Genomic DNA, 24,714 nt, shown 5'->3' on the forward strand with positions numbered 1-24,714 from the left:
ACTAGGATTCGAACCTAGGAATGGCGAGATCAAAACCCGCTGCCTTACCGCTTGGCGATACCCCAACAACACTCCTCGACAGTCATGAGACTGATCAAGGAACCTTTAAAAATGACTGCGGCACCAGGATAGAAACCTAGCAACGTCGACGAGATTAACAATCTCTTACGTTGACCACAGTGTTCACCGACAAGTTCGATGAACGGCAATAATGGCTGGGGTACTAGGATTCGAACCTAGGGATGGCGAGATCAAAACCCGCTGCCTTACCGCTTGGCGATACCCCAACAGAACAAGAATGGTGGCTATGACGGGATTCGAACCTGTGACCCTCGCATTATGAGTGCGATGCTCTAACCAACTGAGCTACATAGCCTTTGTTATCAACCACAAGGTGGAAGAAAACATAATAATGGCTGGGGTACTAGGATTCGAACCTAGGGATGGCGAGATCAAAACCCGCTGCCTTACCGCTTGGCGATACCCCAACAGCGCTCCTCGACAGTCATGAGACTTGCCAAAGAACTTTAAAAATGGCTGGGGTACTAGGATTCGAACCTAGGAATGGCGAGATCAAAACCCGCTGCCTTACCGCTTGGCGATACCCCAACTGCAAGATTAATGGTGGCTATGACGGGATTCGAACCTGTGACCCTCGCATTATGAGTGCGATGCTCTAACCAACTGAGCTACATAGCCAACCTTGCTTCCAGTGCCTCGTTGCCTCGTCACTGTGCGGCCCGAATTATGCGTATCTGGCTTTGGGGCGTCAACCCTTTTTTTGCCAGAAAAACCGAATTTGGGTGCGTTTGGCCAGATATTGCGCTCTGTCGCGCAAAAGCCCAACAATCTGACTTTTTTAAGCTCAGGGCGTCTTGGGCCAACCGCTGCTACCCCTTAAAAAACAGGCCAGCATTTGCTGGCCTGTCATGGGGTTAGACGTTGAACAGGAAGTTCATGATATCGCCATCCTTGACGATATAGTCCTTGCCTTCGGCGCGCATCTTGCCCGCTTCCTTCGCGCCTTGCTCACCCTTGTAGGTGATAAAGTCGTCAAACGCGATGGTTTGCGCGCGAATAAAGCCTTTTTCGAAGTCGGTGTGGATCTTGCCAGCCGCCTGGGGCGCCGTGGCACCGACCGGGATGGTCCAGGCCCGCACTTCCTTCACCCCGGCGGTGAAATAGGTCTGCAGGTTCAGCAGCTCGTAACCGGAGCGAATTACCCGGTTCAGGCCCGGCTCCTCGATGCCCAGATCCGCCATGAACTCGGCGCGGTCGGCGTCATCCAGCTCGGCGATGTCCGCCTCGATGGCGCAGCAGACCACGACCACCACGGCATTCTCGGCGGCGGCGATTTCACGCACCTTGTCGAGGAAGGGGTTGTTGTCAAAGCCATCTTCCGCCACGTTGGCGATATACATGGTGGGTTTCAGGGTCAGGAAGTTGAGGTGGGCAACGGCGGCCAGCTCCTCCTTGGAGAGATCCAGACCACGGATCATCTTGCCATCTTCCAGAGCGGCTTTAATCTTTTCCAGGGTTTCCACTTCCAGCTTGGCATCCTTGTCGCCGCCCTTGGCGCGCTTGGACTGACGGTGGATGGCGCGCTCGCAGGCATCCAGATCCGACAGGGCCAGCTCGGTGTTGATCACCTCGATGTCATCGGCCGGAGAGACCTTGCCCGCGACGTGGACTATGTTTTCGTCCTCGAAGCAGCGCACCACGTGACCAATGGCCTCGGTCTCGCGGATGTTGGCCAGGAACTGGTTGCCCAGACCTTCACCCTTGGAAGCGCCCGCCACCAGACCGGCGATGTCCACGAACTCCATGGTGGTCGGCACGACGCGCTGGGGGTTGATGATGGCCGCCAGCTGGTCGAGACGGGGATCCGGCATGGGCACGACACCCGTGTTCGGCTCAATGGTGCAGAACGGGAAGTTGGCGGCTTCGATGCCGGCCTTGGTCAGCGCATTGAACAGGGTGGATTTGCCTACATTGGGCAGGCCCACGATACCGCATTTAAAACCCATGGATAGTTACCTTACTTGGTGGATGCTGTGAGGCCGCCCGGGCGACCCGTGTCATGCTTTCTCGGCCTGGCGCCGCCTCGCGGTGCCCGGCCTTGGTCATATCTTGCTCGTGATCGCCCGTCCGGCGTGCCGGATCAGGCTTTCTCGGCCTTGAAGCTGTGCAGGCGGTTCATGGCCTTGGTCATGTCTTGCTTGAACAGGATGTCGGTGGCGCGCAAGGCTTCGTCCAGCGCGGCGTCGATCAGGCCCTGCTCGCTGCTGGGCGCCTTGGTCAGCACGAAGCCGGCGACCAGCTCCTTGGCGCCGGGGTGGCCGATGCCGAGCCGCAACCGGAAGAACTCCTTGTTGTTGCCCATCTTGGCGATGATGTCCTTGAGGCCGTTGTGGCCGCCATGGCCGCCACCCTGCTTGAATTTGGCGATGCCGGGGGGCAGATCCAGTTCGTCGTGGGCCACCAGCATCTCTTGCGGCTCTATCTGGTAGAAGCGGGCCAGTGCGGCCACCGCCTTGCCGGAGAGATTCATGTAGGTGTTCGGGATGAGCAGGCGAACGTCCTGTCCCTCCACCAGGATGCGGGCCGTGTGACCATAAAACTTGGGCTCTTCACGCAGGCTGACATTGTGCCAGCGGGCCAGCTGCTCGACATACCAGGCACCCGCATTGTGGCGTGTCTTGGCATATTCGGCGCCGGGGTTGCCCAGCCCGACGATCAGTTTGATTTGGCTTGTCACGCTCGCTCTCTTTACTCGCAGCTGCCCAAAGCGGTGTGCCCGGGGCAATAGGACGCAATATTCTAGCCGCCGAGTGGCGATCACTCAACCAATGCTGTCCCGCCGCGGCCAAGACCCCGGAAAACAGAAAAACCGCCACGGGGGCGGTTTTTCTGTTCTGGCCTGCCAGCGCACTGGCGAGCCGGCATCAATGCTCGAACATGGCAGAGATGGACTCTTCGTTGCTGATGCGGCGAATCGCCTCGGCCAGCACGGTAGAGAGGGTCAGCTGCTTGACCTTGCCAACGGCCTTCATCTCCGGGGTCAACGGGATGGAGTCGGTGATGATCAGCTCGTCGATGACCGAGTTCTTGATGTTCTCGACGGCGGTGCCGGAGAAGACAGGGTGAGTCGCGTAGGCAAACACCCGCTTGGCGCCGCGCTCTTTCAGCGCTTCGGCGGCCTTGCACAGGGTGCCGCCGGTATCGATCATGTCGTCGACTATGATGCAGTCGCGGTCGGCAACGTCACCGATCAGGTGCATGACCTGGGAGACGTTCGCACGGGGACGACGCTTGTCGATGATGGCGATGTCGGTGTCATCCAGCAGCTTGGCGATGGCACGGGCACGGACCACGCCGCCGATGTCCGGGGAGACGACCACGGGGGATTCGAGGTTTTTGGACTTCATGTCTTCCAGCAGCACCGGGCTGCCGAACACGTTGTCTACCGGGACATCGAAGAAGCCCTGGATCTGTTCGGCATGCAGGTCAACGGTCAGCACGCGATCCACACCCACGCTGGAGAGGAAGTCTGCGACGACCTTGGCGGTGATGGGCACACGGGCGGAGCGGACGCGGCGGTCCTGGCGGGCATAGCCAAAGTAGGGAATGACAGCAGTGATACGGCCAGCTGAAGCACGACGCAGGGCATCCACCATCACGATCAATTCCATCAAATTGTCGTTGGTCGGGGCACAGGTGGATTGAATGATGAAGATATCGCCACCACGTACATTCTCATTGATCTGTACGCTGATTTCGCCGTCGCTAAAGCGACCTACGGCAGCATTGCCGAGTTTGATAAACAGGCGATCTGCGATCTTCTGGGCTAGTTCCGGCGTTGCGTTACCAGCAAACAGCTTCATGTCAGGCACGGTTTGAAACCTCGGGGTTGCATCCAGTATGTGGGTGAGTCCGTTATTGGACCCATCATCGTTCGGTAGCAAACGATTTAGCAAGCTGACGGGGCAGGGCTAAGGACCCGGACCGGCAGGCCAACCGAATGAACCCTGCACAGACCTTATAGCAGAAAGGGAGGGGGCGAAGCCATGACGGGAGTCTGCCTTCGGTTACGCTTCCCGTACTGCAATGATGGCTGGGGTACTAGGATTCGAACCTAGGAATGGCGAGATCAAAACCCGCTGCCTTACCGCTTGGCGATACCCCAATCATTGAGCCTGTTGCAATGTCACGAAGAGTGGTGATATGTTCTCGCCCTTGGCGACAAACCCTCCCCACGCTTTCGGTACCTTGGCCAACACCTTTCGAGCACTCACTTCGTCTTCAAACTGAGCAAAGACGCAGGCTCCTGTGCCCGTCATTCTTGACGGCGCGTATTCTAGCAACCAGCCGAGCGCATTGGCAACCTCGGGGTGGCGCTTTTTCACCAGGGGCTCGCAATCGTTTTTCCATTCTCCTGCCAGCAATCCCTGCAATGTCAATTTAGGGGTATTTCTGGGCAGTTCGGGATCCTGAAACACGGCCGCCGTGCTGACATGGCACTGCGGCTTGATCACCAGATACCAGTGCTGCGGCAGGGTGACCGGCTGCAACTGCTCTCCCACTCCTTCGGCAAAGGCGGCGCGACCGCGCACGAACACAGGCACATCGGCCCCCAGGCTGACGCCGAGCTCGGCCAGCTCATCTTGCGTGAGCCCTGCCTGCCAGAGGTGATTCAAGGCCACCAGGGTGGTGGCGGCGTCAGACGACCCCCCGCCGATGCCGCCCCCCATGGGCAGAATTTTCTCCAGCCGGATGTGGGCCCCCTGGGGGCGCGGCAATCTGGCCTGTAGCAGGCGGGCGGCGCGGATGATGAGATTCTGCTCATCGGGTACCCCGGGGATGGCCGGGGTCAGGGTGAGCAGGTCCGTGCCCGGCAGTGGCTCGAACTCGAGCCAGTCACCCTGATCGAGGAAGATGAACAGGGTCTGCAATTCGTGATAGCCGTCGGGGCGGCGGCCATTGATGTGCAGGAAGAGATTGAGTTTGGCCGGGGCGGGCCAGCGCAGCTGGGTCATGGTTGCAGGGCCCACTCGTTGATCTGCAACTTGAGGCGGCTCTGGGGCCCCGTCATGGTGAGCAGATGAGGCAGGCGATAGCCGTCCTGATCCCGGTACTCCTGATAGCTTATCTGCCACTGGCCATCGCGTACGCTCGCCAGGCTGTTGTCGGGGTTGAGGCGGTAGTCCGCCTTGCCGGGCAGCCCCTTGATCCAGTCCGGCAGGCCGGCGATGGGCAGGTGCCAGCCGGTGAGCTGGAAGATGAGCGCCTCGGCATCCTGGCTCTGGTGCTGGCGCCCCTCGTTGTCAGTCAGGCTGACCCGGCCCTGGCTGCGGGAGAGTTCCAGTATGCTGGTGCCGATGAGGCTGGTGAGGTTGAGGCGATAATCCTCGCCATCTTGCTGCCAGTTGAGGCGGGCACTGCCCCTCTGCTGGGCGCTGATGATGGCCATCTTGCCCGACAGCTGCCAGTGGTCGAGTCGCTCGAGGCGGGCGCGCTCCTGCTGCCAATTCACTTGCTGGCGCTGGGGGGAGGTCGTGGTACAACCGGCGAGCAGCAGCAGGCCGAGCAGGGGCAAAAATCGCAAGAACAAGGTAGGGCTCCCGACATGGTGGTTTGGCACAGTATACGGGGCGGCCGTATTGCTTTTAAAGCCTTACCCTTTCTCGTACAATTGGCAGCCTTATACACCCTGTGCCCAAGAAACGACCAGCGCCCACTCATGAGTCTGCTTGCCCTCGGAATCAACCACAACACCGCCAGTGTCGCCTTGCGGGAACGGGTCGCCTTTGGCCCCGATTGCATCGACCACGCCTTGCGGGAGTTGGCGGCGCAGCCCGGGGTGCACGAGGCGGTGATCGTCTCCACCTGCAACCGCACCGAGCTCTATTGCGCCCTGGAGCAGGGGCACGACGATCAGGTCACCCAGTGGCTGCAGCGCTACCACGGCCTGGACGCCGGCGAGGTGCAGGGCGCCCTCTATCGCCATCACGATGAGGAGGCGGTGCGCCACCTGATGCGGGTCGCCTGCGGCCTCGACTCCCTGGTGCTGGGAGAGCCCCAGATCCTGGGGCAGATCAAGCAGTCCTACGCCCATGCCCAGCAGGCCGAGGTGCTCAAGGGCTCGCTGGAACGCCTGTTCCAGAAGTCGTTCTCGGTGGCGAAAAGAGTGCGCACCGACACCGAGATCGGCGCCAGCGCCGTGTCGGTGGCCTTCGCCGCGGTCAGCCTGGCCCGGCGCATCTTCTCGGATCTTTCCCAGACCAAGGTGCTGCTGGTGGGCGCCGGCGAGACCATAGAACTGGTGGCCCGCCATCTGCGCGAGCAGAACGTGCGCCAGATGATGGTCGCCAACCGCACACTGCAACGGGCTCATGCCCTGGCCGAGGAGTTTGGCGCCCAGGTGATGACGCTCGAAGAGATCCCCGATTACCTGCACGAGGCGGACATCGTCATCAGCTCCACCGCCAGTCCCTTGCCCATCATCGGCAAGGGCATGGTGGAGCGTGCCCTCAAGGCGCGCCGTTTCAGACCCATGTTCCTGGTGGACATAGCGGTGCCGAGGGACATCGAGGCCGAGGTGGACGATCTCTCCGATGCCTACCTCTACACGGTGGACGATCTGCAGGGGATCATCGAGCAGAACCTGGAGACCCGCAAACGGGCGGCCGCCGAGGCCGAGCTCATCGTACTGGAAGAGCGGGACGACTTCATGGGCTGGTACCGTTCGCTTCATGCGGTCGACCTCATTCGCGATTACCGTGCCCAGGCCCAGCAGTATGCCGAAGAGGAGCTGGCTCGCACCCTGCAAGCCCTGGCACAGGGCGAGTCCCCCGAGGCGGCCGCCCGCGCCCTGAGCCACAGGCTCACCAACAAGCTGATCCATGCCCCGACCCAGGCCCTGCGCCAGGCCGGCGCCAGTGGCGATCGGGAGCAGCTGGGTCAGCTGCGCCAGATCCTTGGCCTGTCCGCCGAATAACCTTGTCCGGGCCCGCCGCGGCCCCGTCACCATTGAGATACCGGAAACCATGAACCCGTCACTGATCAGAAAGCTGGAAGGCCTCATCGAGCGCCATGAAGAAGTACAGGCCCTGCTCGGCGAACCCGGGGTCGCCTCGGATCAGGACAGATACCGTGCCCTGACCCGGGAATATGCCCAGCTGGAAGATATCGTTCACGCCTTCCAGCGCTTTCGCCAGGCCGAAGAGGATCTCGAGACCACCAGGTTGATGCTGGAGGAGGACGACCCCGAGCTGCGCGAGATGGCGCAGGAGGAGCTGCCCCTGGTCAAGGCCAGCCTGGAGGAGCAGGAGCAGGCGTTGCAGGTGATGCTGCTGCCCCGGGATCCCCGGGATGACAACAACTGCTACCTGGAGATCCGCGCCGGCGCCGGTGGCGACGAGGCGGCCATCTTCGCGGGGGATCTGTTTCGCATGTATTCCCGTTATGCCGAACGTCAGGGCTGGCGCGTTTCCATCGTCAGCTGCAACGATGGCGAGCATGGCGGCTACAAGGAGGTGATCGCCAAGGTGGACGGCGAGCACGTCTACGGTCGCCTCAAGTTCGAGTCCGGCGGTCACCGGGTGCAGCGGGTACCCGAGACCGAATCCCAGGGCCGGGTCCACACCTCCGCCTGTACCGTGGCCGTGCTGCCGGAAGTGCCGGAAGCCGAGCAGATCGAAATCAATGCCTCGGACTTGAAGATAGATACCTTCCGCGCCTCCGGGGCCGGTGGTCAGCACGTCAACAAGACCGACTCCGCCATCCGCATCACCCACCTGCCCACCGGCCTGGTGGTGGAGTGCCAGGATGAGCGCTCCCAGCACAAGAACCGCGCCAAGGCGATGTCCGTGCTCTCCGCCCGCCTGCAGGCGGCCGAGGACGAGCGCCATCGCGCCGCCGAGCAGAGCACCCGTCGCAACCTGGTGGGCTCCGGGGATCGCTCCGAGCGCATTCGCACCTACAACTATCCCCAGGGGCGCCTCTCCGAACATCGCATCAACCTCACCCTGTATCGTCTGGGGGAGATCCTGGAAGGGGATCTGGATTGCGTCATCACCCCCCTGGTGCAGGAGTATCAGGCGGATCAGCTCGCCTCCCTGGCGGACAACGGCTGATGAGCACAGTGCCGATGCAAAGAGGCTCGCTGGCGGCGCTCGCCATGGCGAGCGGACGGGAGCGCCACTGATGCAGATCCAGCAGGCCCGTGCCCACATCATGGCGACCCTGGCTTTTGGGGAATCCCCCCGTGCCGACGCCGATGCGCTGCTCTGCCATCTGCTGGGTTGCCGGCGCAGCTACCTGATGACCTGGCCGGAGCGCGAGCTCGATGCCGCCCAGCAAGCGACCCTGCAGGGCTGGCTGGCGCGCCGTCTGAATGGCGAGCCCATCGCCCATCTCATCGGCGAGCGGGAGTTCTGGTCCCTGCCCCTGAAGGTGAGCCCGGCCACCCTGATCCCGCGCCCGGACACCGAGCTGCTGGTGGAGCAGGCCCTGGCGCGCCTGCCGGCCGGCCCCTGTGCCCTGCTGGATCTGGGCACAGGCACCGGCGCCATCGCGTTGGCGCTCAAGTCCGAACGCCCCGATGCCGATATCTGGGCAGTGGATCGGATGGCGGACGCCGCCGCCCTGGCCCGCAGCAACAGCGCCGCCCTGGGGCTGCCCATCGTCGTGCGCGAGGGCAGCTGGTTTGCGCCCCTGGTGGATGCGCCGCATTTTGCGATGATTGTCTCCAATCCCCCCTATATCGACGGGGCGGATCAGCATCTGGCCCAGGGGGACGTGCGTTTCGAGCCGCGCTCGGCCCTGGTGGCCGACGAGCAGGGGCTGGCTGACCTGCGCCAGATAGTGGCGCAGGCCCCCGACCATCTGCTGCCGGGGGGCTGGCTCTTGCTCGAGCATGGCTGGGAGCAGGGGGAGGCGGTGCGTCGCTTGCTGCTAGATCAGGGTTATCAGCAGGTTGCGACCGTACGTGACTACGGGGACAACGAGCGGGTGACCCTGGGATGCTGGCCAGGCGTGGCGGCTGAGCCCGATCCCGCACCATTTCAAGGATAGGGGTTCTCTTTTACCCTTTACCCCATTCGCGGTGAGCGGGCCCACCGGCCGGCGCACCGCAACGAGTCAATTGAGGTTTTGTGATGTATTTTGCTCTCAAGCATCTGCACCTGCTGCTGATCGCCGCCGCTGTGCTGATGTTCATCCTGCGTTTTTACTGGCAGCAGACCGGGTCTCCCCTGGCGCGCAGCCCGCGTACCCTGCAAGTGAGCGGCTGGTGCAACGGCCTGGTGGTGATCAGCGGAGTGCTATTGTGCATGGTGCTGGATCTCAACCCCCTCAACAACGCCGTGCCCTGGCTCAGCGAGAAGCTGGTGGCCATCCTGGTGGTGGCCTTCCTGGCGTTGATGGCCCTGCGCCTGGCCCGGGGCAATCTGATCCGCTGGTTCGCCTTCCTGGGCTCCCTGGGCTGGCTCTATTTCGTGGTCAAGCTGGCCCTGTTCAAACATGCCAGCCTGTTTGCGTGAGGAGTGAGGATGTCAGCAAGCCATCGGCGCCGCGCGGCCGGTTTTACCTTGAATGTCTGTGGCGGCCTGCTTCGCCCGGGGGAGTCTGATGTTTCGCATCGATGAGTGGACCGATTTCGAGGCCCAGGATCTGGCACTGCTGGCCCTGAGTGTCAGCGAGGATATCTATCAGCGCGACACAGAGGAGGCCCTGCGGGAACTGGAGCTGCTGGATGAGTGGCTCAACGAGTCCATCCATGAGGGCACGGCCGACGAGGTGCGCAGCCAGCTGATCCAGGGGTTCTACCAGGGGTTGGGCTTTCACGGCGACTGGCAGGATTTCTTCTCCTCCGCCAACAGCGATCTGGCCGCCGTCCTGACCGGGCGCCAGGGGATCCCGGTCAGTCTCGGCATACTGCTGATCCAGCTCGGGCGGCGCATCGGCCTCGACGTGGAGGGGATCTGCTTCCCCGGCTACTTCCTGGTGAGTTTTGCCGGCGACGAGGGGGAGGTCTATGTCGATCCCTTCAACGGCGAGGTGCTGAGCCTGACCCGCATCGAGTCGCTGCTGCGGGGCGCCCTCGGCAACCTGGCGAGCCTGAGCCAGGATTACCTGCAACCCTCGGGCCAGTGGGAGATCATCGAGCGACTGCTCAACGTCAACAAGGCGGCCCTGCTGCGGGAGAATCGCATGACGGAGGCGCTGCGCGCCAGCGAACTGCTGCTGCGCATGAAACCGGGGGATCCCCAGGAGACGCGGGATCGGGGTTTTATCTACGAGCAGCTCGACTGCCCGCGCTTTGCCGCCGACGATTTTGAATACTTCATTGAGCAGTGCCCGGACGATCCGGTGGCCGACGTGCTCAAGATGCAGCTGGCCGCCCTGGATCTTAGCCCCAAGCCCCTCCATTGAGGCGGCCTGGGAAATGAAACTGAACAATATCCAGGTCCGCTGTGCCCAAGGCACAGCGGACCAAGCTGAATACAAGCCCCGAGCCTCTTCACGTTAAGGGTGCCTGGGAAGTGAAACAGAAGCATATCGAGCCCCGAGCCTCACTTAAGGATGCCTGAGATGGAACAGAAGAATATCAAGATCAACCAGATCGACGTCGCCAATGACAAGCCCTTCGTGCTGTTCGGCGGCATGAATGTGCTGGAGTCCCGCGACATGGCGATGGCGGTGTGCGAGAAGTACGTGGAAGTGACCAGCAAGCTCGGCATCCCCTTCGTGTTCAAGGCGAGCTGGGACAAGGCGAACCGCTCCTCCATCCACTCCTACCGCGGCCCGGGTCTGGAAGAGGGGATGAAGATCTTCGAGGAGCTGAAAGCGACCTTCGGCATGCCGGTGATCTCCGATCTGCACGAGCCCGCTCAGGCCAAGCCGGTGGCCGAGGTGGTGGACGTCATCCAGCTGCCCGCCTTCCTGGCGCGCCAGACCGATCTGGTGGAGGCCATGGCCCGCACCGGCAACGTCATCAACATCAAGAAGCCGCAGTTCCTGAGCCCGAGCCAGATGAAGAACATCACCGACAAGTTCGAGGAGTGCGGCAACGATCGCCTGATCCTGTGCGAGCGCGGCGCCAACTTCGGCTACGACAACCTGGTGGTGGACATGCTGGGTCTGGGTGTCATGAAGAAGAGCACCGGCGGCTACCCCGTCATCTTCGACGTGACCCACTCCCTGCAGTGCCGCGACCCCTTGGGGGCCGCCTCCGGTGGCCGCCGCGAGCAGGTGACCGAGCTGGCCCGTGCCGGCATGGCGGTGGGCCTGGCGGGTCTGTTCATTGAGTCCCACCCGGATCCGAAAATTGCCCGCTGCGACGGCCCGAGCGCTCTGCCCCTGGAGAAGCTGGAAGGCTTCCTCAAGCAGATGAAGGCCATCGACGATCTCATCAAGGGTTTCGAGCCCCTGGATACCTCCGTCTGATAGCGACGGTCGTCACGACAAACGAAAAAGGCCTCGCGACGCGGGGCCTTGTCGTGTCGACGCCGGATATGACCCACAAAAAAACGGCCCGTTCGGGCCGCTTTTGATGGTACCTGTGGGCGCAGAGCGGGTCAGAGGCTCTGGGTGAAGGTACGGGTGATGACATCGCGCTGCTGCTCCGGGGTCAGGGCGTTGAAACGCACCGCATAGCCGGAGACGCGGATGGTCAGCTGGGGGTATTTTTCCGGATTGGCGACCGCATCTTCCAGCGTCTCGCGGCTCAGTACGTTGACGTTCAGATGCTGACCGCCCTCGACCACGGGCTCGCTCTGCAGCGGCAGTTCACGGTATTCGAACTGGCCAAGATCCGACAGCTTGACTTCCTGATCGGCGGCGAAGACATCGCCCTTGGCGCAGATGCAGCGCGCCTGTTGCTGCGCCTCGTCCAGCAACCAGAAAGAGTTCAGCAAGGCAGCGTTGGAGGCCTGGGTGATTTGAATGCCCTTGATCATGGTATGACTCCTCATGGGAAAGCGGATTCAACTGTAAGGACATTACCCTGATGTATTTAAACCACCTGGATGATTTAACGGGCCCTTGCCTTACACCTTTACTTTGATGGGGTCATATATAGCATGGTGGTAATAAAACCAAATTTGATCCAAATCAAAAAATACCAGAAAAGCGGCGCTTTCAGGCAATTAATTAATTGAGTTTAATCAAATTTAAGTCATTTTTACCAAATCATAAGATATGCCAATTATGCTTCTTTTGATTTATTAATCTAGTAATTTAACTACATCTTATCATGAATTTTGTCCATATTTGACCGGTTGGCCCGGCCCGGGAGCGGAGGAGGGGCGACGCTTCGGCTATCCGCCACCGAGTGAGGTCATCCTTGCCCCGGTTGCACCCGAGGGGGCATCCCCCTATTCTGGGCCCCTTGCCGAAACTGAGAACGAGGTATCCCGGTGTTGACCTGGAAGGATGTGATTGGCTCCCAGAAGGAGCAGGACTATTTCAAGCAGACCCTGGCCGCTGTCAGGGCCGAACGCGAGGCGGGCAAGCTGGTCTATCCCCCCGCCAGTGAGGTATTCAACGCCTTCAAGCTGACTGAGCTCGCCGATGTCAAGGTGGTGATCCTGGGGCAGGATCCCTATCACGGCCCGGATCAGGCCCATGGCCTCTGTTTCTCCGTGCTGCCCGGGGTGCGCACCCCGCCCTCCCTGGTCAACATCTACAAGGAGATGGCGCGGGACTTGCCCGGATTCACCATCCCCAATCACGGCTTCCTCGAGTCCTGGGCCAGGCAGGGGGTGTTGCTGCTCAATACGGTGCTGACGGTGGAAGCGGGTCAGGCGCACTCCCATGCCAGCCTGGGGTGGGAGACCTTCACCGATCGGGTGATTGAACAGATCAATGTCAGTCGTGAGGGAGTGGTGTTTCTGCTGTGGGGGGCCCATGCCCAGAAGAAGGGGCGCTTCATCGATCGGAGCCGCCATCATGTACTGACGGCGCCCCATCCCAGCCCGCTTTCGGCCCATCGCGGTTTCATCGGCTGCGGCCACTTCAGCGAGGCCAATCGCCTGCTGGCACAACAGGGTCAGGGGCCCATCGAGTGGAACTCTGTCTGCGGCTGACTTGACGAAGGGCAAAGTTGAGGGGGCAAATGGCCGTATACTCAAAGGCGGACATGCTCATTTTTAAGCCAAGGAGAGCTTATGTTAGCCAAGCTGCACCAGGATCATCTCAACATCGCCAAACTACTTCAGCTGCTGAAAAGCAAGCTCGATGCCATCAATGAGGAGCGAGCGGTCAACTATGCGCTGGTGCGTGATGTGATCGACTACCTGCGAGAGGTGTCTGATAGCTATCACCATCCCAAGGAAGATCTGATCTATGAGTACTACCTCAAGTACCGTCTGGTCGAGGGGGAGATCAGTCACCGCCTGCAACTGGAGCACGCCAGCCTGATAGAGGCGGGCACCGAGCTCAAGGAGATGGTGGAGATGATACTGCTGGATGCCGTCATTCCCCTCGACCAGTTCACCGCCAAGCTGGCCCGCTTCATCGCCCAGCAGGAGGCGCACATGAACTACGAGGAGGGGGTGGTGTTCCCCCTGCTGCGGGAGGCGCTGACCGAGGATGACTGGCGTCAGCTGGAGCAGCAGTGGCAGAACCGGGCCATCGGCGATCCCCTGTTCGGACCCGAGGTGAGTCAACACTTCAAGGAGCTGGCCCACCGGCTCTCTTTGCCCATCAGCTGACACCAGCACAATGGCGCAGGCCCGGCATCATGCCGGGCCTGCTGTTTTTGGGGCCTGCCGATTGATCAGGCGCCAAGGCGGGCGCTGGTCATCGCGGCAATAAAAAGGCCCCGCAGGGGGCCTGGTCGAGAGAGGATGCCGTTACAGCACTATCTCTTCGGAGAGACTATCGTAGGTGATATCGATCGATTGCAGCTCCTTTTGCAGACGATGTTTATCCTTCAATGCCTCGATCTCTCTCCATTTGCGTTTTTTTCCCGTTGTCCCGCGACCGCGTGAACCCAACTCAACAACATCTTCAACCTCAAAGCTGAACATATCCATGGATCCCTCCTTGGTTGTTATTGTTTTCACCAATCGTATAACACAGCATCATGAAAATTAAAACGTTTTCATTACAGCCATATGACGGGTATCAATTGGGGTATGTCGGGCAATAAAAAAAACCGGGTCCCCTCTCGGGTTCCCGGTTTTGTGCATGGCGTCATCGTGCCTCGAGTCAGGCCAGGCGGCTGGCCAGCATGGTTTCCAGCTTGCCCTGGTCGACGGCGAACAGGCGGATGCCTTCTGCCAGCTTCTCGACGGCCATGGCGTCCTGGTTCAGCTCCCAGCGGAATTGGGCTTCGCTCATGGGAGCCGGTTTTGCCTGACGCTCGCCGGTATAGTGCAGCTTGCGCTCGACCACGCCCTCGGCCTTGCTCAGCTCTTCCAGCAGGGCCGGGCCTATGGTCAGGCGGTCACAGCCGGCCAGCTCCAGGATCTCGCCGGTATTGCGGAAGCTGGCGCCCATGACCACGGTCGGGTAGTCGTGTTGCTTGTAGTAGTCGTAGATGGCGGTGACGGAAACCACGCCCGGATCTTCGCTGGCGGTGTAGTCACGGTTGTGCTTGGCCTTGTACCAGTCGAGGATGCGGCCGACGAACGGGGAGATCAGGAAGGCGCCGGCTTCGGCGCAGGCACGGGCCTGGGCGAAGGAGAACAGCAGGGTCAGGTTGCACTGGATGCCCTCTTTCTCCAGCACCTCGGCGGCACGAATGCCTTCCCAGGTGGAGGCCAGCTTGATCAGGATGCGATCGTTGCTGATGCCGGCTTCGTTGTAGAGGCGGATCAGCTTGCGGGCCTTGGCAATGCTGGCGTCGGTATCGAAGGAGAGGCGGGCATCCACTTCGGTGGAGATGCGGCCCGGCACTATCTTCAGCACTTCCAGACCGATATTGACCGCCAGCTTGTCGCCGGCATCGATGATCTGCTGCGCCTTGTCCTGGCTCTGGGCCTTGGCCCAGGCGATGGCGTCGTCGATCAGGGGCGCATACTCGGGGATCTCGGAGGCCTTCAACACCAGGGAAGGGTTGGTGGTGGCGTCGGTCGGCTGGTAGCGCTTGATGGCTTCGATATCACCGGTGTCGGCGACGACTGTGGTCAGGGCTTTGAGCTGGGTTAATTTATCGGCCATGGCAAATATCATCTCTTGATGGGGAGTCATCCCAGGGTGATGGCGTGGGCGGCCAGTTTTGAAACTTAATTACAAAACCAGGGCGGCGGACGCTCAGAACTGCGGGAGGGGAGCTCCCCATCCACACTGTTTGCCTACTTAATACAGTTGGGGGGCTGCCCGCAAGAGGGGGGATTGCACAGGGATCGAACAGCGGGAGGAACCCTGGGGTGAGTCATGGTTAAAGCTAATGATTTATATCGGTTTTTTAATGCATTCCCATCCTTATCGAGTCGCTTGTCAACGGCACTTTTTTCAGGGTTTTTCTGATTTTGTGTGATTGATCACAAAAAATATCATGACCACTACTTGAAATTTTATTACGTGTAAAACGTTTGGCGGAACTGGGCCGATTTTCTGCCCGTGTCTGGCAAACGTTTGGGCAAACGATGGCGTGGAGAGGGGAGGGACGGGCGCGCCCCCAGGGCGGAACCTGGTCGTCAGCCGGGCTGTGGATTAATGGTTTTGTTGAAGATTTGCTGAATATTTGGTGCTTTTTGGCCTGTCATCGCTCGTTTTTTGTGATCCGGGTGAGCGGGATCACTATTCTGAATGGGCTCGCTATGCTAGATTCCGCCCCTTTAGCAGAAAGCTAATTCGGCAACATACAGCAAAACGGTCAGCGCAGACTGACCATGGATGTGAATGACAACGAGAGAATTATGGATACCTTGATAGCTTTACTAAACGACCTGATGTGGGGAGCCGTGCTCATCTACCTGCTGATCGGGGTCGGCATCTTCTTCACCTTCCGCCTGGGCTTTATTCAGGTACGCCACTTCGGCCACATGTTCTCGGTCCTGCGCCACAGCCGCAAATCCGACAAGGCGGGCATCTCCTCCTTCCAGGCCCTGTGTACCAGCCTGGCGGCCCGCGTGGGCACCGGCAACCTGGCCGGTGTCGCCGTCGCCATCTACCTCGGCGGCCCCGGGGCCATCTTCTGGATGTGGCTGATCGCCTTCATCGGCATGGCGACAGCCTTCGTCGAGAGCTCCCTGGCCCAGCTCTACAAGGTCAAGGATGAGGATGGCAACTATCGCGGTGGTCCTGCCTATTACATGGAGCGCGGCCTCGGCATGCGCTGGATGGGGGTCTTGTTCTCCCTGTGCCTCATCATGGCGTTCGGCCTGGTGTTCAATGCGGTGCAGGCCAACTCCATCAGTCTGGCCATGAACGTGGCATTCGGCATTCCCGACTGGATGAGCGGCATCGCCCTGGTGCTGCTGGCGGGCCTCATCATCTTCGGCGGCATCCGCGGCATCGCCCGTTTTGCCGAGCTGGTGGTGCCCTTCATGGCACTGGCCTACATACTGCTGGCCCTGGCCATCGTCGTGATGAACATCTCTGAGCTGCCTGGCGTGTTCGTCCTCATCTTCAAATCGGCCTTCGGCATAGAGCAGGCCGGGTCAGGCGCCCTGGGTTACGCCATCTCCCAGGCGATGATCAACGGCATCAAGCGCGGCCTCTTCTCCAACGAGGCGGGCATGGGGTCGGCGCCGAACGCCGCCGCCACTGCCACACCCTATCCGCCGCACCCGGCATCCCAGGGCTATGTGCAGATGCTGGGGGTCTTCATGGACACCATCGTCATCTGTACCTGTACCGCCGCCATCATCCTGATGTCCGGGCAGTTTGAGCCGGGCTCAGGCATCACCGGGGTGGAACTGACCCAGCGGGCGCTCTCCTCCCAGATCGGCAGTGCGGGCAACATCTTCATCGCCACCGCCATCTTCTTCTTCGCCTTTACCTCCATCGTCGCGAACTACTCCTACGCCGAGACCAACCTGGTGTTCCTGGAGCACAACCACAAGGGCGGCCTGCTGCTGTTCCGGCTGTTTGTGCTCGGCATGGTGATGTTCGGTTCGGTCGGCGAGCTGCCGACCGTGTGGGCCATGGCGGATGTTTCCATGGGCTTCATGGCCATCGTCAACCTGGTTGCCATCCTGCTGCTCTCCGGGGTGGCCATCAAGCTGGCCAAGGATTACAACGACCAGCTCAAGCTCGGCAAGGTGCCGACCTTCGATGCCAACAAGTACCCCGAGATCCGCAGCCAGCTGGAAGCGGGGATCTGGGATACCCCGGCCAAGAAATAACGCTGTCGCTTTGCCGCGATGACGAGGGGAGCCACTGGCTCCCCTTTTTCATGGGCGAACCGGCGTCACTTCACCCGGACTTCACACAAGCTCATACCCAGCACATGCAGGTGTCCTATGCTGGCCTCACTGTTCGCCGTACGGGCGGCGATCCCGACAAATGAGAGGACAAGAGAGTGATGAAACAACACCTGCGGATGACTTTGGTGGCGAGTGCGCTGCTGTGGGCCGGCCAGACGCTGGCCGATACGGTAAGGAGCACGTCCGGCACAGGGCCTGATGCCCTGCGCCAGACCGTCGACGCCACCATCAAGCCCCTGCTGAAGGAGCATCACATTCCCGGCATGGCGGTGGCGGTGTTGAAAGATGGCAAGGCCCACTACTTCAACTATGGGATGGCCAACCAGGAGAGCGGCCAGCGGGTGAGCGATCAGACCCTGTTCGAGATAGGCTCGGTCAGCAAGACTCTTACCGCAACGCTTGGGGCCTACGCCCTGATCAAGGGGGGATTCCAGCTCGATGACAAGGTGAGTCAGCATGCCGCCTGGCTCAAGGGATCGGCATTTGACGGCATCACCATGGGGGAGCTGGCCACCTACAGCGCCGGGGGCCTGCCGCTGCAATTCCCCGACGAGGTGGACTCCACGGACAAGATGCATGCCTACTATCGCCAGTGGACACCAGCCTACCCGGCAGGCAGCCATCGCCAGTACTCCAACCCCAGCATCGGTCTGTTTGGCCATCTGGCGGCGCAGAGCCTGGGTCAGCCGTTTGAGCGGCTGATGAGCCAGACCCTGCTGCCCGGACTCGGCCTTGAGCATACCTATCTCAAGGTGCCCGCTGCGGCCATGGCCAACTACGCCTATGGCTACTCGAAAGAGGGCAAGCCTATTCGGGTCAATCCGGGCGGACGAGGCCTATGGCATCAAGACCAACTCGGCGGATCTGCTGAAGTTTGTCGAGGCCAACATGGCCTATCAGGGAGACGATGGGATCAAGCGTGCGATGGCGCTGACCCGTACCGGTTTCTACTCTGTGGGGGAGATGACCCAGGGGCTGGGGTGGGAGATGTATGACTACCCGCTGAGCCTGGCCGAGCTGCAAGCCGGCAACAGTGCCGATATGGCGTTCAAGGCCCATGGGGTGACGCCCATCGCCAAGCCTGTGGTGGCGAAGGGCGAGACCCTGTTCAACAAGACGGGATCGACCAACGGCTTCGGCGCCTATGTGGCCTTCGTTCCGGCCCAGAGCATCGGCATCGTCATGCTGGCCAATCGAAACTATCCGAATGACGCCCGTGTCGAGGCGGCCCACGCCATCCTGAGCCGGCTGACGGAGTGACAGTTCGACCCCCTTGATGGACGGAAGTACGCCGGGACAGCCCGGCGTACTTCTGGGGGCTGCCCGGCATTGTCATGTCATCAGGGGATGGCCGGCATGGCTTGACCGCCTTCACCGTTTCGCGGTTCGTCATGGCGGCCAGGGCTGCTGTGGGTTGGCGCGCTGCCATGGGGGGCGTCTGCGGGGGCGGGGAGATAACCTGTGATCGGCCCCCTGGCTCAACCGTACTGCTCTTCCATCCAGGCTTCGACGATGAGCTGGGCGGAGACCCCGTCCACGCTGCCCTTGTCCAGTGCCCTGTAGCCGCCGCGCTCGAACAGGCGGGCACGGGCATCCGTGGTGGTGAGCCGCTCGTCCTTGAATTCCACCGGCTTGCCGAAGCGGCCATGGAGGCGGTTACCGAACTTGCGGGCCCGCACCGTGATCTCCTGATCCGTGCCATCCATGTTCAGCGGCAGGCCGACAATGAGCAGATCCGGCTGCCACTCCTTGAGCAACTTTTCAATCTCGTCCCAGTTGGGAATGCCGTCGTTGGCCTTGAGGGAGCGAAGGGGCTGGGCCGTACCTGTGAGCTCCTGGCCGATGGCGACCCCTATGCTCTTGGTGCCGTAGTCAAAGCCCATGATGCTGCGTGATGACATCGTCTGTTCCTAAAGTGGCGGCCCGGCTCAGCCGTGGCCTATGTCGCTGGAGAGGTGCAGGGGATTGACCCCTATGCTGGCGGCGGCTTGCTGCCAGCGCAGATGGGTGGGGGTCTCGAACAGCAGGGCAGGATCCGGCGGTATCACCAGCCAGGCGCTGTCCACCAGCTCCTGCTCGAGCTGGCCGGCGCTCCAGCCGGCATAGCCCAGGGCCACCAGGTAGTGATCCGGGGCCTCGTCCGTGCCCAGGGTCTCCAGGATGTCCTTGGAGGTGGTGACCATGAGCTCGTCACTGACCTGCAGGGTGGAGTTGAAGCCGGGGCGAAAGCTGTGGAGCACGAATCCGCGTTCGGCGGCGACCGGTCCCCCTTGCAGCACCGGCTGCTTGAGCTCGGGTCTGGGGGGCGGCGTCAGCTTGAGCTGGGTCAGCATGGTGTCCAGGGACATGTCCACCGGGATGTTGACTACCAGCCCCATGGCACCTTCGGCATTGTGTTCACACAGATAGACGAGGGCGCGCTCGAAGTAGGGATCCTTGAGGCTCGGCATGGCGAGCAGAAAATGATTTTGCAGTGTTTGCATGGGTCAAAGAGTGCATGGGCCGAGGATTTGGGCCAATTATGGCAGCTAGGGCGGGTGGGCAAAACCGCTTTTTCGCCCGGCGCCGCCCTGGCGGGGGCTGTCAGGGCGGGCCGATGGCAGCGCATCCCCATCCAGATGGCGGCCGTCAGATAAAAAAGGGAGTGGCCTGGCCACTCCCTTTCTCGTCAGGGCCTCTGGCTTAGCGGCCGAGGCGGCGCTCGATGGCGTCCATCAGCATGCCGGTGATATGCACCGGGAAGGCGGCTTCGATCTCGCGGATGCAGGTGGGGCTGGTGACGTTAATCTCGGTCAGCCGATCGCCTATGATGTCGAGGCCGACGAAGATAAGCCCCTTCTCCTTGAGGGTCGGACCGACCGCGCGGGCGATGGCCCAGTCGGACTCGCTCAGGGGGCGCGCCTCGCCACGACCACCGGCCGCCAGGTTGCCACGGGTCTCCCCCTGGGCCGGGATGCGGGCCAGGCAGTAGGGCACGGGCTCGCCGTCCACCACCAGCACCCGCTTGTCCCCCTCCTTGATGGCGGGCAGGAAGGTCTGGGCCATGCAGTACTGGCTGCCGTGGGCGGTGAGGGTCTCGATGATGACGCCGACGTTGGCGTCATCTTCCTTCATGCGAAAGATGGAGGCGCCGCCCATGCCATCCAGGGGCTTGAGGATGACGTCCTTGTGCTCGGCGTGGAAGGCGCGCAGCTTGTCGGCGCGGCGAGTGACCAGGGTGGTCGGGGTGTGCTCGGCAAACCAGGCGGTGTAGAGCTTCTCGTTGGCGTCGCGCAGGCTCTGGGGCTTGTTGACGATGAGGCAGCCCTCGTCCTCGGCCCGCTCCAGCATGTAGGTGGCGTAGATGAACTCGGTGTCGAAGGGGGGATCCTTGCGCATCAGGATCGCGTCCAGGGTCGACAGCGGCTGATCCACCACCTCCCCCAGGCTGAACCAGTGGGCATAGTCATGCTTGACGGTGAGCGGACGCATGGTGCCAAACGCCCGTCCGCCCTCCATGTAGAGATCCTTCATCTCCAGATAGAAGAGCTCGTAGCCGCGCTTTTGCGCCTCTTCGAGCATGGCGAAGCTGGAGTCCTTCTTGATGTTGATGGTCGAGATGGGGTCCATCACGATGCCGAGTTTGATGGTCATCCGAAATTCCTTCTGGTGGCTCGATTGCGAGTGAGATTCTTAAAACCTGTTTCAGGCCAGATCGCCAAAGCGGCACTGCAGCGCGGTAATGGCGGTCAGGGCGGCGGTTTCGGTGCGCAGCACCCGCGGCCCCAGCAGCATCTCCTTGAAATCTTCCTGCACGGTACGGGCGATCTCGTCGCTGGACAAGCCCCCTTCCGGGCCGATCAGCAGACGCACCCCGTGCTCGGGGACTGGCAGGGTGTTGATGCTGTAGGGCGCGCGCGGGTGCAGGTTGAGCTTGAGCTCCTGGGTCTCTTCCCCTAGCCAGGCATCCAGTTCCATGGGCATGCGCACCTCGGGCACGGTATTGCGGCCGCACTGCTCGCAGGCGCTGATCACCACCTTCTGCCACTGCTCGCGTTTTTTCTCCAGCCGATCGGCGGGCAGCTTGACGCCGCAGCGCTCGGAGAAGAGGGGAGTGATGCAGGTGACGCCGAGCTCCACCGATTTCTGGATGGTGAAGTCCATCTTGTCGCCGCGGCTGATCACCTGGCCCAGGTGGATGGCCAGGGGGGATTCCACCGACTGGGCGTCGCAGCTGTCTATGGTCACCTCCACCGACTTCTTGCCCACGCTCGTGATGGTGGCGGGGTACTGGTGGCCGTCGCCGTTGAACAGCTCGAGCTGCTGGCCCGGCTGCATGCGCAGCACCCGGCCTATGTGGTTGGCACCGTCTTCCGACAGGGCGAGGGTCTGGCCCACTTGCAGAGGGGCCGGTTCGTAAATTCGTGGAATGCGCATGGCGGCTTGTCAGTCTCTTGCTTGGAACCCCTTCAATACCCTACTGCACGGCGGCGAGCAAGGCTCACGCGACAGCGGGAAAGGGGTTCATGGTGGAGAGGGGGCGCTCCCCCTCCCTGGTCAAATGGGGTTATTGGCACTGCTTTTCAATGAAGGGATTGGTATTGCCCTGCAGCTTGCCGATGCGGCGGTTGCGCTCGCACTCCCAGCCCTGTGCCGGGTATTGGCGGTCCCAGGCCTCGAACAGTCTACGCTGCTGCGCCGCCAGACGCAGCCCATGCTGCTGGCTCATGTAGAGGTAGGCGCGGGCGATCTGGCCCCGTACCGGCCCCTTGGGCGGCTGTACCTGACGCGCCTTGAAATCCACCAGCATCTGGCACTGGCCATACTGGTTCGGCTTGCCGTTCCAGTCGGTGAAGCGGTAGTTGGCCCGATCGCCGTTGACCTCGCCGATGGCGGGGAAGAGGTTGTGCATGTCCCCCTCCATCTTGTTGAATTCCGGGCTCTTGCCGCAATTCTTGCGCCCCCCCTCCTGCCAGCATTGGAGCTGGTGGCCGAACTCCCAGGCGGGCACCACGTGTTCCCACTCGATGCGGGCGGCGCGCTTGGCCTGCTTGCGCGGTTCATAGCCGCAGCTGGCCAGATCCGGGCTCATCTGCTTGCCCCGATAGTCGATGTCACAGCCGCAGTAGAAGCTGGTGACGGCGGGCTGGGTGCGGTAGAGCTTGACCAGATCCCGCTTGGCTTCGCGAAAGGTCTGGGCGTGGGCCGGGGCAATGATGAGCAGGGCGAGCGCGAGGGAGAGCAGGGGGCGAAACATGAATATCCTTGGCAGTGAAAGGGTTGAACGAAGAAAAGAGAGCGACTTGCCCCGGGGACGACGGTCTAGCCAGGCTGCGCCACCGGCACCAGTGGCTGCTTGCAGCGGCGGCAATGGTAGCGAGCCTCGCCGCGCACCACCTTGTTGTGGCGGCGGATGGAGAGCCCGTGCTGCTGGCAGGTGCAGGCGTAGGGCACGGTCGGCTGGGCCAGCACGGCGAGATCGAAGCTGTGGGTGGTGCTGGGCTCGAGGCCAAACAGCTCCCGCATCACCGACTGCCACTGGCGGCCGTGGGGCAGTACCCGGCTCTTGCCGCGCCCCTCGCCCCACAGGGCATAGACCAGCAGATGGGCCACCTCGTGGGGCACCACCTCGTCCAGGAAGGCCTGATAATTGGCGGCAAACAGCACAGGGTTGAAACGCAGCTCCCAGGTTTGCAGCCGCGCCGACCCCGCCGCCCGGCCCCGCATGTTGCAGTGGATCTGCGGACGCGCAAAAGTGCGTCCGAGCCGCAGCTCGGCCTGGCTGAAGCAGGCATCCACCCGCTCGGTCAGGGTCTGCTGCATCTGGGGGAGTGTGGGGACTGATTGGGTCATGGCGATGTCAGGGCATGAACGAGAGGGGGCAGTCTACCCGCTGCTGGCGTCGGTGCAAGGGGAGGCGCGCACGCCTAGCCGGAGAGCGGCCATGAAAAAAGGGGAGCCCAGGCTCCCCTTCTTGCCACATGGCTTTGCCAGATGGCGGCTTACAGACCGGCGGCAGCGCGCAGCAGCTCGGCTTTGTCGGTACGCTCCCAGGGGAACTCGTCGCGACCGAAATGGCCGTAGGCGGCGGTGGCCTGGTAGATGGGACGCTTCAGATCCAGCATCTCGATGAGGCCGTAGGGGCGCAGTTCGAAGTGCTCGCGCACCAGGGCGACCAGCAGCTCTTCGGCCACCTTGGCGGTGCCAAAGGTCTCGACGCTGATGGAGGTGGGCTCGGCCACGCCGATGGCGTAGGAGACCTGCAGCTCGCAGCGATCCGCCAGACCTGCAGCGACTATGTTCTTGGCCACGTAGCGGGCGGCGTAGGCGGCGGAGCGATCCACCTTGGACGGATCCTTGCCGGAGAAGGCGCCACCACCGTGACGGGCCATGCCGCCGTAGGTGTCGACGATGATCTTGCGACCGGTCAGACCGCAGTCACCCATGGGGCCGCCGATGACGAAACGGCCGGTCGGGTTGATGAAGAACTTGGTCTCCTTGCTGATCCACTCGGCCGGCAGCACCGGCTTGATGATCTCCTCGCGCACCGCCTCGACCAGGTCGCTGTGGCTGATGGAGTCGCAATGCTGGGTGGAGAGCACCACGGCATCGACGCCCAGGATCTTGCCTTCGCTGTCGTAGGCGAAGGTGAGCTGGCTCTTGGCATCCGGACGCAGCCACGGCAGGGTCCCGTCTTTACGCACTTGCGCCTGACGCTTCACCAGCAGGTGGGAGTAGGTGATGGGGGCGGGCATCAGCACGTCGGTTTCGTTGGTGGCGTAGCCGAACATCAGGCCCTGGTCACCGGCACCCTGCTCGTACGGATCGGCGCGGTCGACACCCTGGTTGATGTCCGGGGACTGCTTGCCGATGGCATTGAGTACGGCGCAGGAGTCGGCATCGAAGCCCATGTCGGAGTGGGTGTAGCCAATCTCGCGCACGGTGTCGCGCACTATCTGCTCGATGTCGACCCAGGCTGAAGTGGTTACTTCGCCGCCGACCAGCACCATGCCAGTCTTGACCAGAGTCTCGCAGGCCACACGGGCCATGGGATCCTGCTCCAGGATGGCGTCCAGCACCGCATCGGAGATCTGGTCGGCGATTTTATCGGGATGGCCTTCGGAGACCGACTCGGAAGTAAACAGCTTTGCCATGGATGAATTCTCAACGCTTGGGGGTTATCGCCTCGGCCATAACCGGATAAAAGGACAGGATTTGTAGAGGTATCTACATCTGGACGTCTATTTTAGAGAGGGGGCAGTGGGATTGCCAGCACTATTTTGGTTTGGTGCCGACCGCAGCCAGCCCTACCCCCAAAGGGCTGGAACGTGGCGCGGGCCGAATCGTTTGCCGG

23 protein-coding genes, 6 tRNA genes and 2 pseudogenes are annotated in these 24,714 nt (G+C 61.7%); 10 read left to right on the forward strand and 21 right to left on the reverse strand.

The window, feature by feature from the left end; all coding sequences use genetic code 11:
* Positions 1–212 precede the first annotated feature (212 nt).
* From BN1119_RS02055 to lolB, 11 genes and pseudogenes are all read right to left on the reverse strand, one after another.
* Positions 213–287: transfer RNA gene (locus tag BN1119_RS02055), tRNA-Gln, on the reverse strand.
* Between the two features lie 12 nt (positions 288–299).
* Positions 300–376, reverse strand: a tRNA-Met gene (locus tag BN1119_RS02060).
* 37 nt (positions 377–413) lie between these two features.
* A tRNA-Gln gene (locus BN1119_RS02065) sits at positions 414–488 on the reverse strand.
* A 46-nt stretch (positions 489–534) separates the two neighbouring features.
* A tRNA-Gln gene (locus BN1119_RS02070) sits at positions 535–609 on the reverse strand.
* 13 nt (positions 610–622) lie between these two features.
* A tRNA-Met gene (locus BN1119_RS02075) sits at positions 623–699 on the reverse strand.
* Between the two features lie 236 nt (positions 700–935).
* The gene (ychF, locus tag BN1119_RS02080) at positions 936–2,027 is read right to left on the reverse strand and encodes a redox-regulated ATPase YchF (protein ID WP_041993139.1); all 1,092 of its coding nucleotides are present in this window, start codon (positions 2,025–2,027) and stop codon (positions 936–938) included.
* 134 nt (positions 2,028–2,161) lie between these two features.
* Positions 2,162–2,758, reverse strand: coding sequence for an aminoacyl-tRNA hydrolase (pth, locus tag BN1119_RS02085; RefSeq protein WP_041993142.1), 597 nt, complete (start codon positions 2,756–2,758; stop codon positions 2,162–2,164).
* Positions 2,759–2,945: 187 nt separating this feature from the next.
* The gene (locus BN1119_RS02090) at positions 2,946–3,893 is read right to left on the reverse strand and encodes a ribose-phosphate pyrophosphokinase (protein ID WP_041993145.1); all 948 of its coding nucleotides are present in this window, start codon (positions 3,891–3,893) and stop codon (positions 2,946–2,948) included.
* 218 nt (positions 3,894–4,111) lie between these two features.
* Positions 4,112–4,186 (reverse strand) — tRNA-Gln (locus tag BN1119_RS02095).
* Positions 4,166–5,036: pseudogene (gene ispE, locus BN1119_RS02100) on the reverse strand (4-(cytidine 5'-diphospho)-2-C-methyl-D-erythritol kinase). The gene BN1119_RS02095 and the pseudogene ispE overlap by 21 nt, the downstream one beginning before the upstream one ends.
* Positions 5,033–5,611: a lipoprotein insertase outer membrane protein LolB gene (gene lolB, locus BN1119_RS02105; protein WP_041993151.1), complete on the reverse strand. Its 579-nt coding sequence runs from the start codon at positions 5,609–5,611 to the stop codon at positions 5,033–5,035. The pseudogene ispE and the gene lolB overlap by 4 nt, the downstream one beginning before the upstream one ends.
* Before the next feature lie 129 nt (positions 5,612–5,740).
* Between lolB and hemA the strand changes: the two genes are divergently transcribed.
* From hemA to kdsA, 6 genes are all read left to right on the forward strand, one after another.
* Positions 5,741–6,997 carry a glutamyl-tRNA reductase gene (gene hemA, locus BN1119_RS02110; RefSeq protein WP_041993154.1) on the forward strand — a complete coding sequence of 419 codons (1,257 nt, stop codon included), beginning with the start codon at positions 5,741–5,743 and terminating at the stop codon, positions 6,995–6,997.
* A 49-nt stretch (positions 6,998–7,046) separates the two neighbouring features.
* Complete coding sequence (gene prfA / locus BN1119_RS02115; RefSeq protein WP_041993157.1) at positions 7,047–8,135, forward strand: peptide chain release factor 1; 1,089 nt, start codon at positions 7,047–7,049, stop codon at positions 8,133–8,135.
* 70 nt (positions 8,136–8,205) lie between these two features.
* Complete coding sequence (prmC, locus tag BN1119_RS02120; RefSeq protein ID WP_041993160.1) at positions 8,206–9,075, forward strand: peptide chain release factor N(5)-glutamine methyltransferase; 870 nt, start codon at positions 8,206–8,208, stop codon at positions 9,073–9,075.
* 83 nt (positions 9,076–9,158) lie between these two features.
* A complete protein-coding gene (locus BN1119_RS02125; protein ID WP_041993163.1) occupies positions 9,159–9,542 on the forward strand; it encodes a SirB2 family protein in 384 nt (127 codons plus the stop codon).
* Positions 9,543–9,630: 88 nt separating this feature from the next.
* A complete protein-coding gene (locus BN1119_RS02130) occupies positions 9,631–10,434 on the forward strand; it encodes a SirB1 family protein (RefSeq protein ID WP_041993827.1) in 804 nt (267 codons plus the stop codon).
* A gap of 159 nt (positions 10,435–10,593) precedes the next feature.
* Positions 10,594–11,448, forward strand: a complete 855-nt coding sequence (gene kdsA / locus BN1119_RS02135; RefSeq protein WP_041993166.1) for a 3-deoxy-8-phosphooctulonate synthase — start codon at positions 10,594–10,596, stop codon at positions 11,446–11,448.
* A gap of 131 nt (positions 11,449–11,579) precedes the next feature.
* Here kdsA and grcA read toward each other — a convergent pair whose 3' ends face one another.
* Positions 11,580–11,960: an autonomous glycyl radical cofactor GrcA gene (gene grcA, locus BN1119_RS02140; protein ID WP_041993169.1), complete on the reverse strand. Its 381-nt coding sequence runs from the start codon at positions 11,958–11,960 to the stop codon at positions 11,580–11,582.
* A gap of 459 nt (positions 11,961–12,419) precedes the next feature.
* On the opposite strand from grcA, the gene ung reads away from it, so the two are divergent.
* On the forward strand, positions 12,420–13,088 hold the full coding sequence (gene ung, locus BN1119_RS02145; protein ID WP_041993172.1) for a uracil-DNA glycosylase: 669 nt from the start codon (positions 12,420–12,422) through the stop codon (positions 13,086–13,088).
* An 81-nt stretch (positions 13,089–13,169) separates the two neighbouring features.
* Positions 13,170–13,715 (forward strand): hemerythrin domain-containing protein, encoded by a 546-nt coding sequence (locus tag BN1119_RS02150; protein WP_041993175.1) that lies wholly within the window; start codon positions 13,170–13,172, stop codon positions 13,713–13,715.
* Positions 13,716–13,856: 141 nt separating this feature from the next.
* On the opposite strand, the gene BN1119_RS02155 is transcribed toward BN1119_RS02150, so the two are convergent.
* Both BN1119_RS02155 and tal read right to left on the reverse strand, forming a co-directional pair.
* Positions 13,857–14,039, reverse strand: coding sequence for a DUF3545 family protein (locus BN1119_RS02155; RefSeq protein ID WP_041993178.1), 183 nt, complete (start codon positions 14,037–14,039; stop codon positions 13,857–13,859).
* A 175-nt stretch (positions 14,040–14,214) separates the two neighbouring features.
* Complete coding sequence (tal, locus tag BN1119_RS02160; protein ID WP_041993829.1) at positions 14,215–15,168, reverse strand: transaldolase; 954 nt, start codon at positions 15,166–15,168, stop codon at positions 14,215–14,217.
* A 701-nt stretch (positions 15,169–15,869) separates the two neighbouring features.
* Here tal and BN1119_RS02165 point away from each other — a divergent pair.
* Both BN1119_RS02165 and ampC read left to right on the forward strand, forming a co-directional pair.
* Complete coding sequence (locus BN1119_RS02165; RefSeq protein ID WP_041993183.1) at positions 15,870–17,300, forward strand: alanine/glycine:cation symporter family protein; 1,431 nt, start codon at positions 15,870–15,872, stop codon at positions 17,298–17,300.
* Between the two features lie 179 nt (positions 17,301–17,479).
* Positions 17,480–18,641: pseudogene (gene ampC / locus BN1119_RS02170) on the forward strand (class C beta-lactamase).
* Between the two features lie 218 nt (positions 18,642–18,859).
* On the opposite strand, the gene ruvX reads toward ampC, so the two are convergent.
* From ruvX to metK, 7 genes are all read right to left on the reverse strand, one after another.
* The gene (gene ruvX, locus BN1119_RS02175; RefSeq protein WP_041993186.1) at positions 18,860–19,282 is read right to left on the reverse strand and encodes a Holliday junction resolvase RuvX; all 423 of its coding nucleotides are present in this window, start codon (positions 19,280–19,282) and stop codon (positions 18,860–18,862) included.
* 27 nt (positions 19,283–19,309) lie between these two features.
* Positions 19,310–19,864 (reverse strand): YqgE/AlgH family protein, encoded by a 555-nt coding sequence (locus BN1119_RS02180; protein WP_041993188.1) that lies wholly within the window; start codon positions 19,862–19,864, stop codon positions 19,310–19,312.
* Between the two features lie 199 nt (positions 19,865–20,063).
* Positions 20,064–21,014 carry a glutathione synthase gene (gene gshB, locus BN1119_RS02185; protein WP_041993191.1) on the reverse strand — a complete coding sequence of 317 codons (951 nt, stop codon included), beginning with the start codon at positions 21,012–21,014 and terminating at the stop codon, positions 20,064–20,066.
* 51 nt (positions 21,015–21,065) lie between these two features.
* Positions 21,066–21,797 carry a 16S rRNA (uracil(1498)-N(3))-methyltransferase gene (rsmE, locus tag BN1119_RS02190; RefSeq protein ID WP_041993194.1) on the reverse strand — a complete coding sequence of 244 codons (732 nt, stop codon included), beginning with the start codon at positions 21,795–21,797 and terminating at the stop codon, positions 21,066–21,068.
* Positions 21,798–21,927: 130 nt separating this feature from the next.
* Positions 21,928–22,617 (reverse strand): endonuclease, encoded by a 690-nt coding sequence (locus tag BN1119_RS02195; RefSeq protein ID WP_041993198.1) that lies wholly within the window; start codon positions 22,615–22,617, stop codon positions 21,928–21,930.
* Positions 22,618–22,682: 65 nt separating this feature from the next.
* Positions 22,683–23,213, reverse strand: a complete 531-nt coding sequence (locus BN1119_RS02200; protein WP_041993201.1) for a SprT family zinc-dependent metalloprotease — start codon at positions 23,211–23,213, stop codon at positions 22,683–22,685.
* Between the two features lie 149 nt (positions 23,214–23,362).
* The gene (gene metK, locus BN1119_RS02205) at positions 23,363–24,514 is read right to left on the reverse strand and encodes a methionine adenosyltransferase (protein ID WP_041993205.1); all 1,152 of its coding nucleotides are present in this window, start codon (positions 24,512–24,514) and stop codon (positions 23,363–23,365) included.
* Between the last annotated feature and the right edge of the window lie 200 nt (positions 24,515–24,714).

It is taken from the genome of Aeromonas bivalvium (assembly GCF_000819765.1).
GTDB lineage: Bacteria > Pseudomonadota > Gammaproteobacteria > Enterobacterales > Aeromonadaceae > Aeromonas > Aeromonas bivalvium.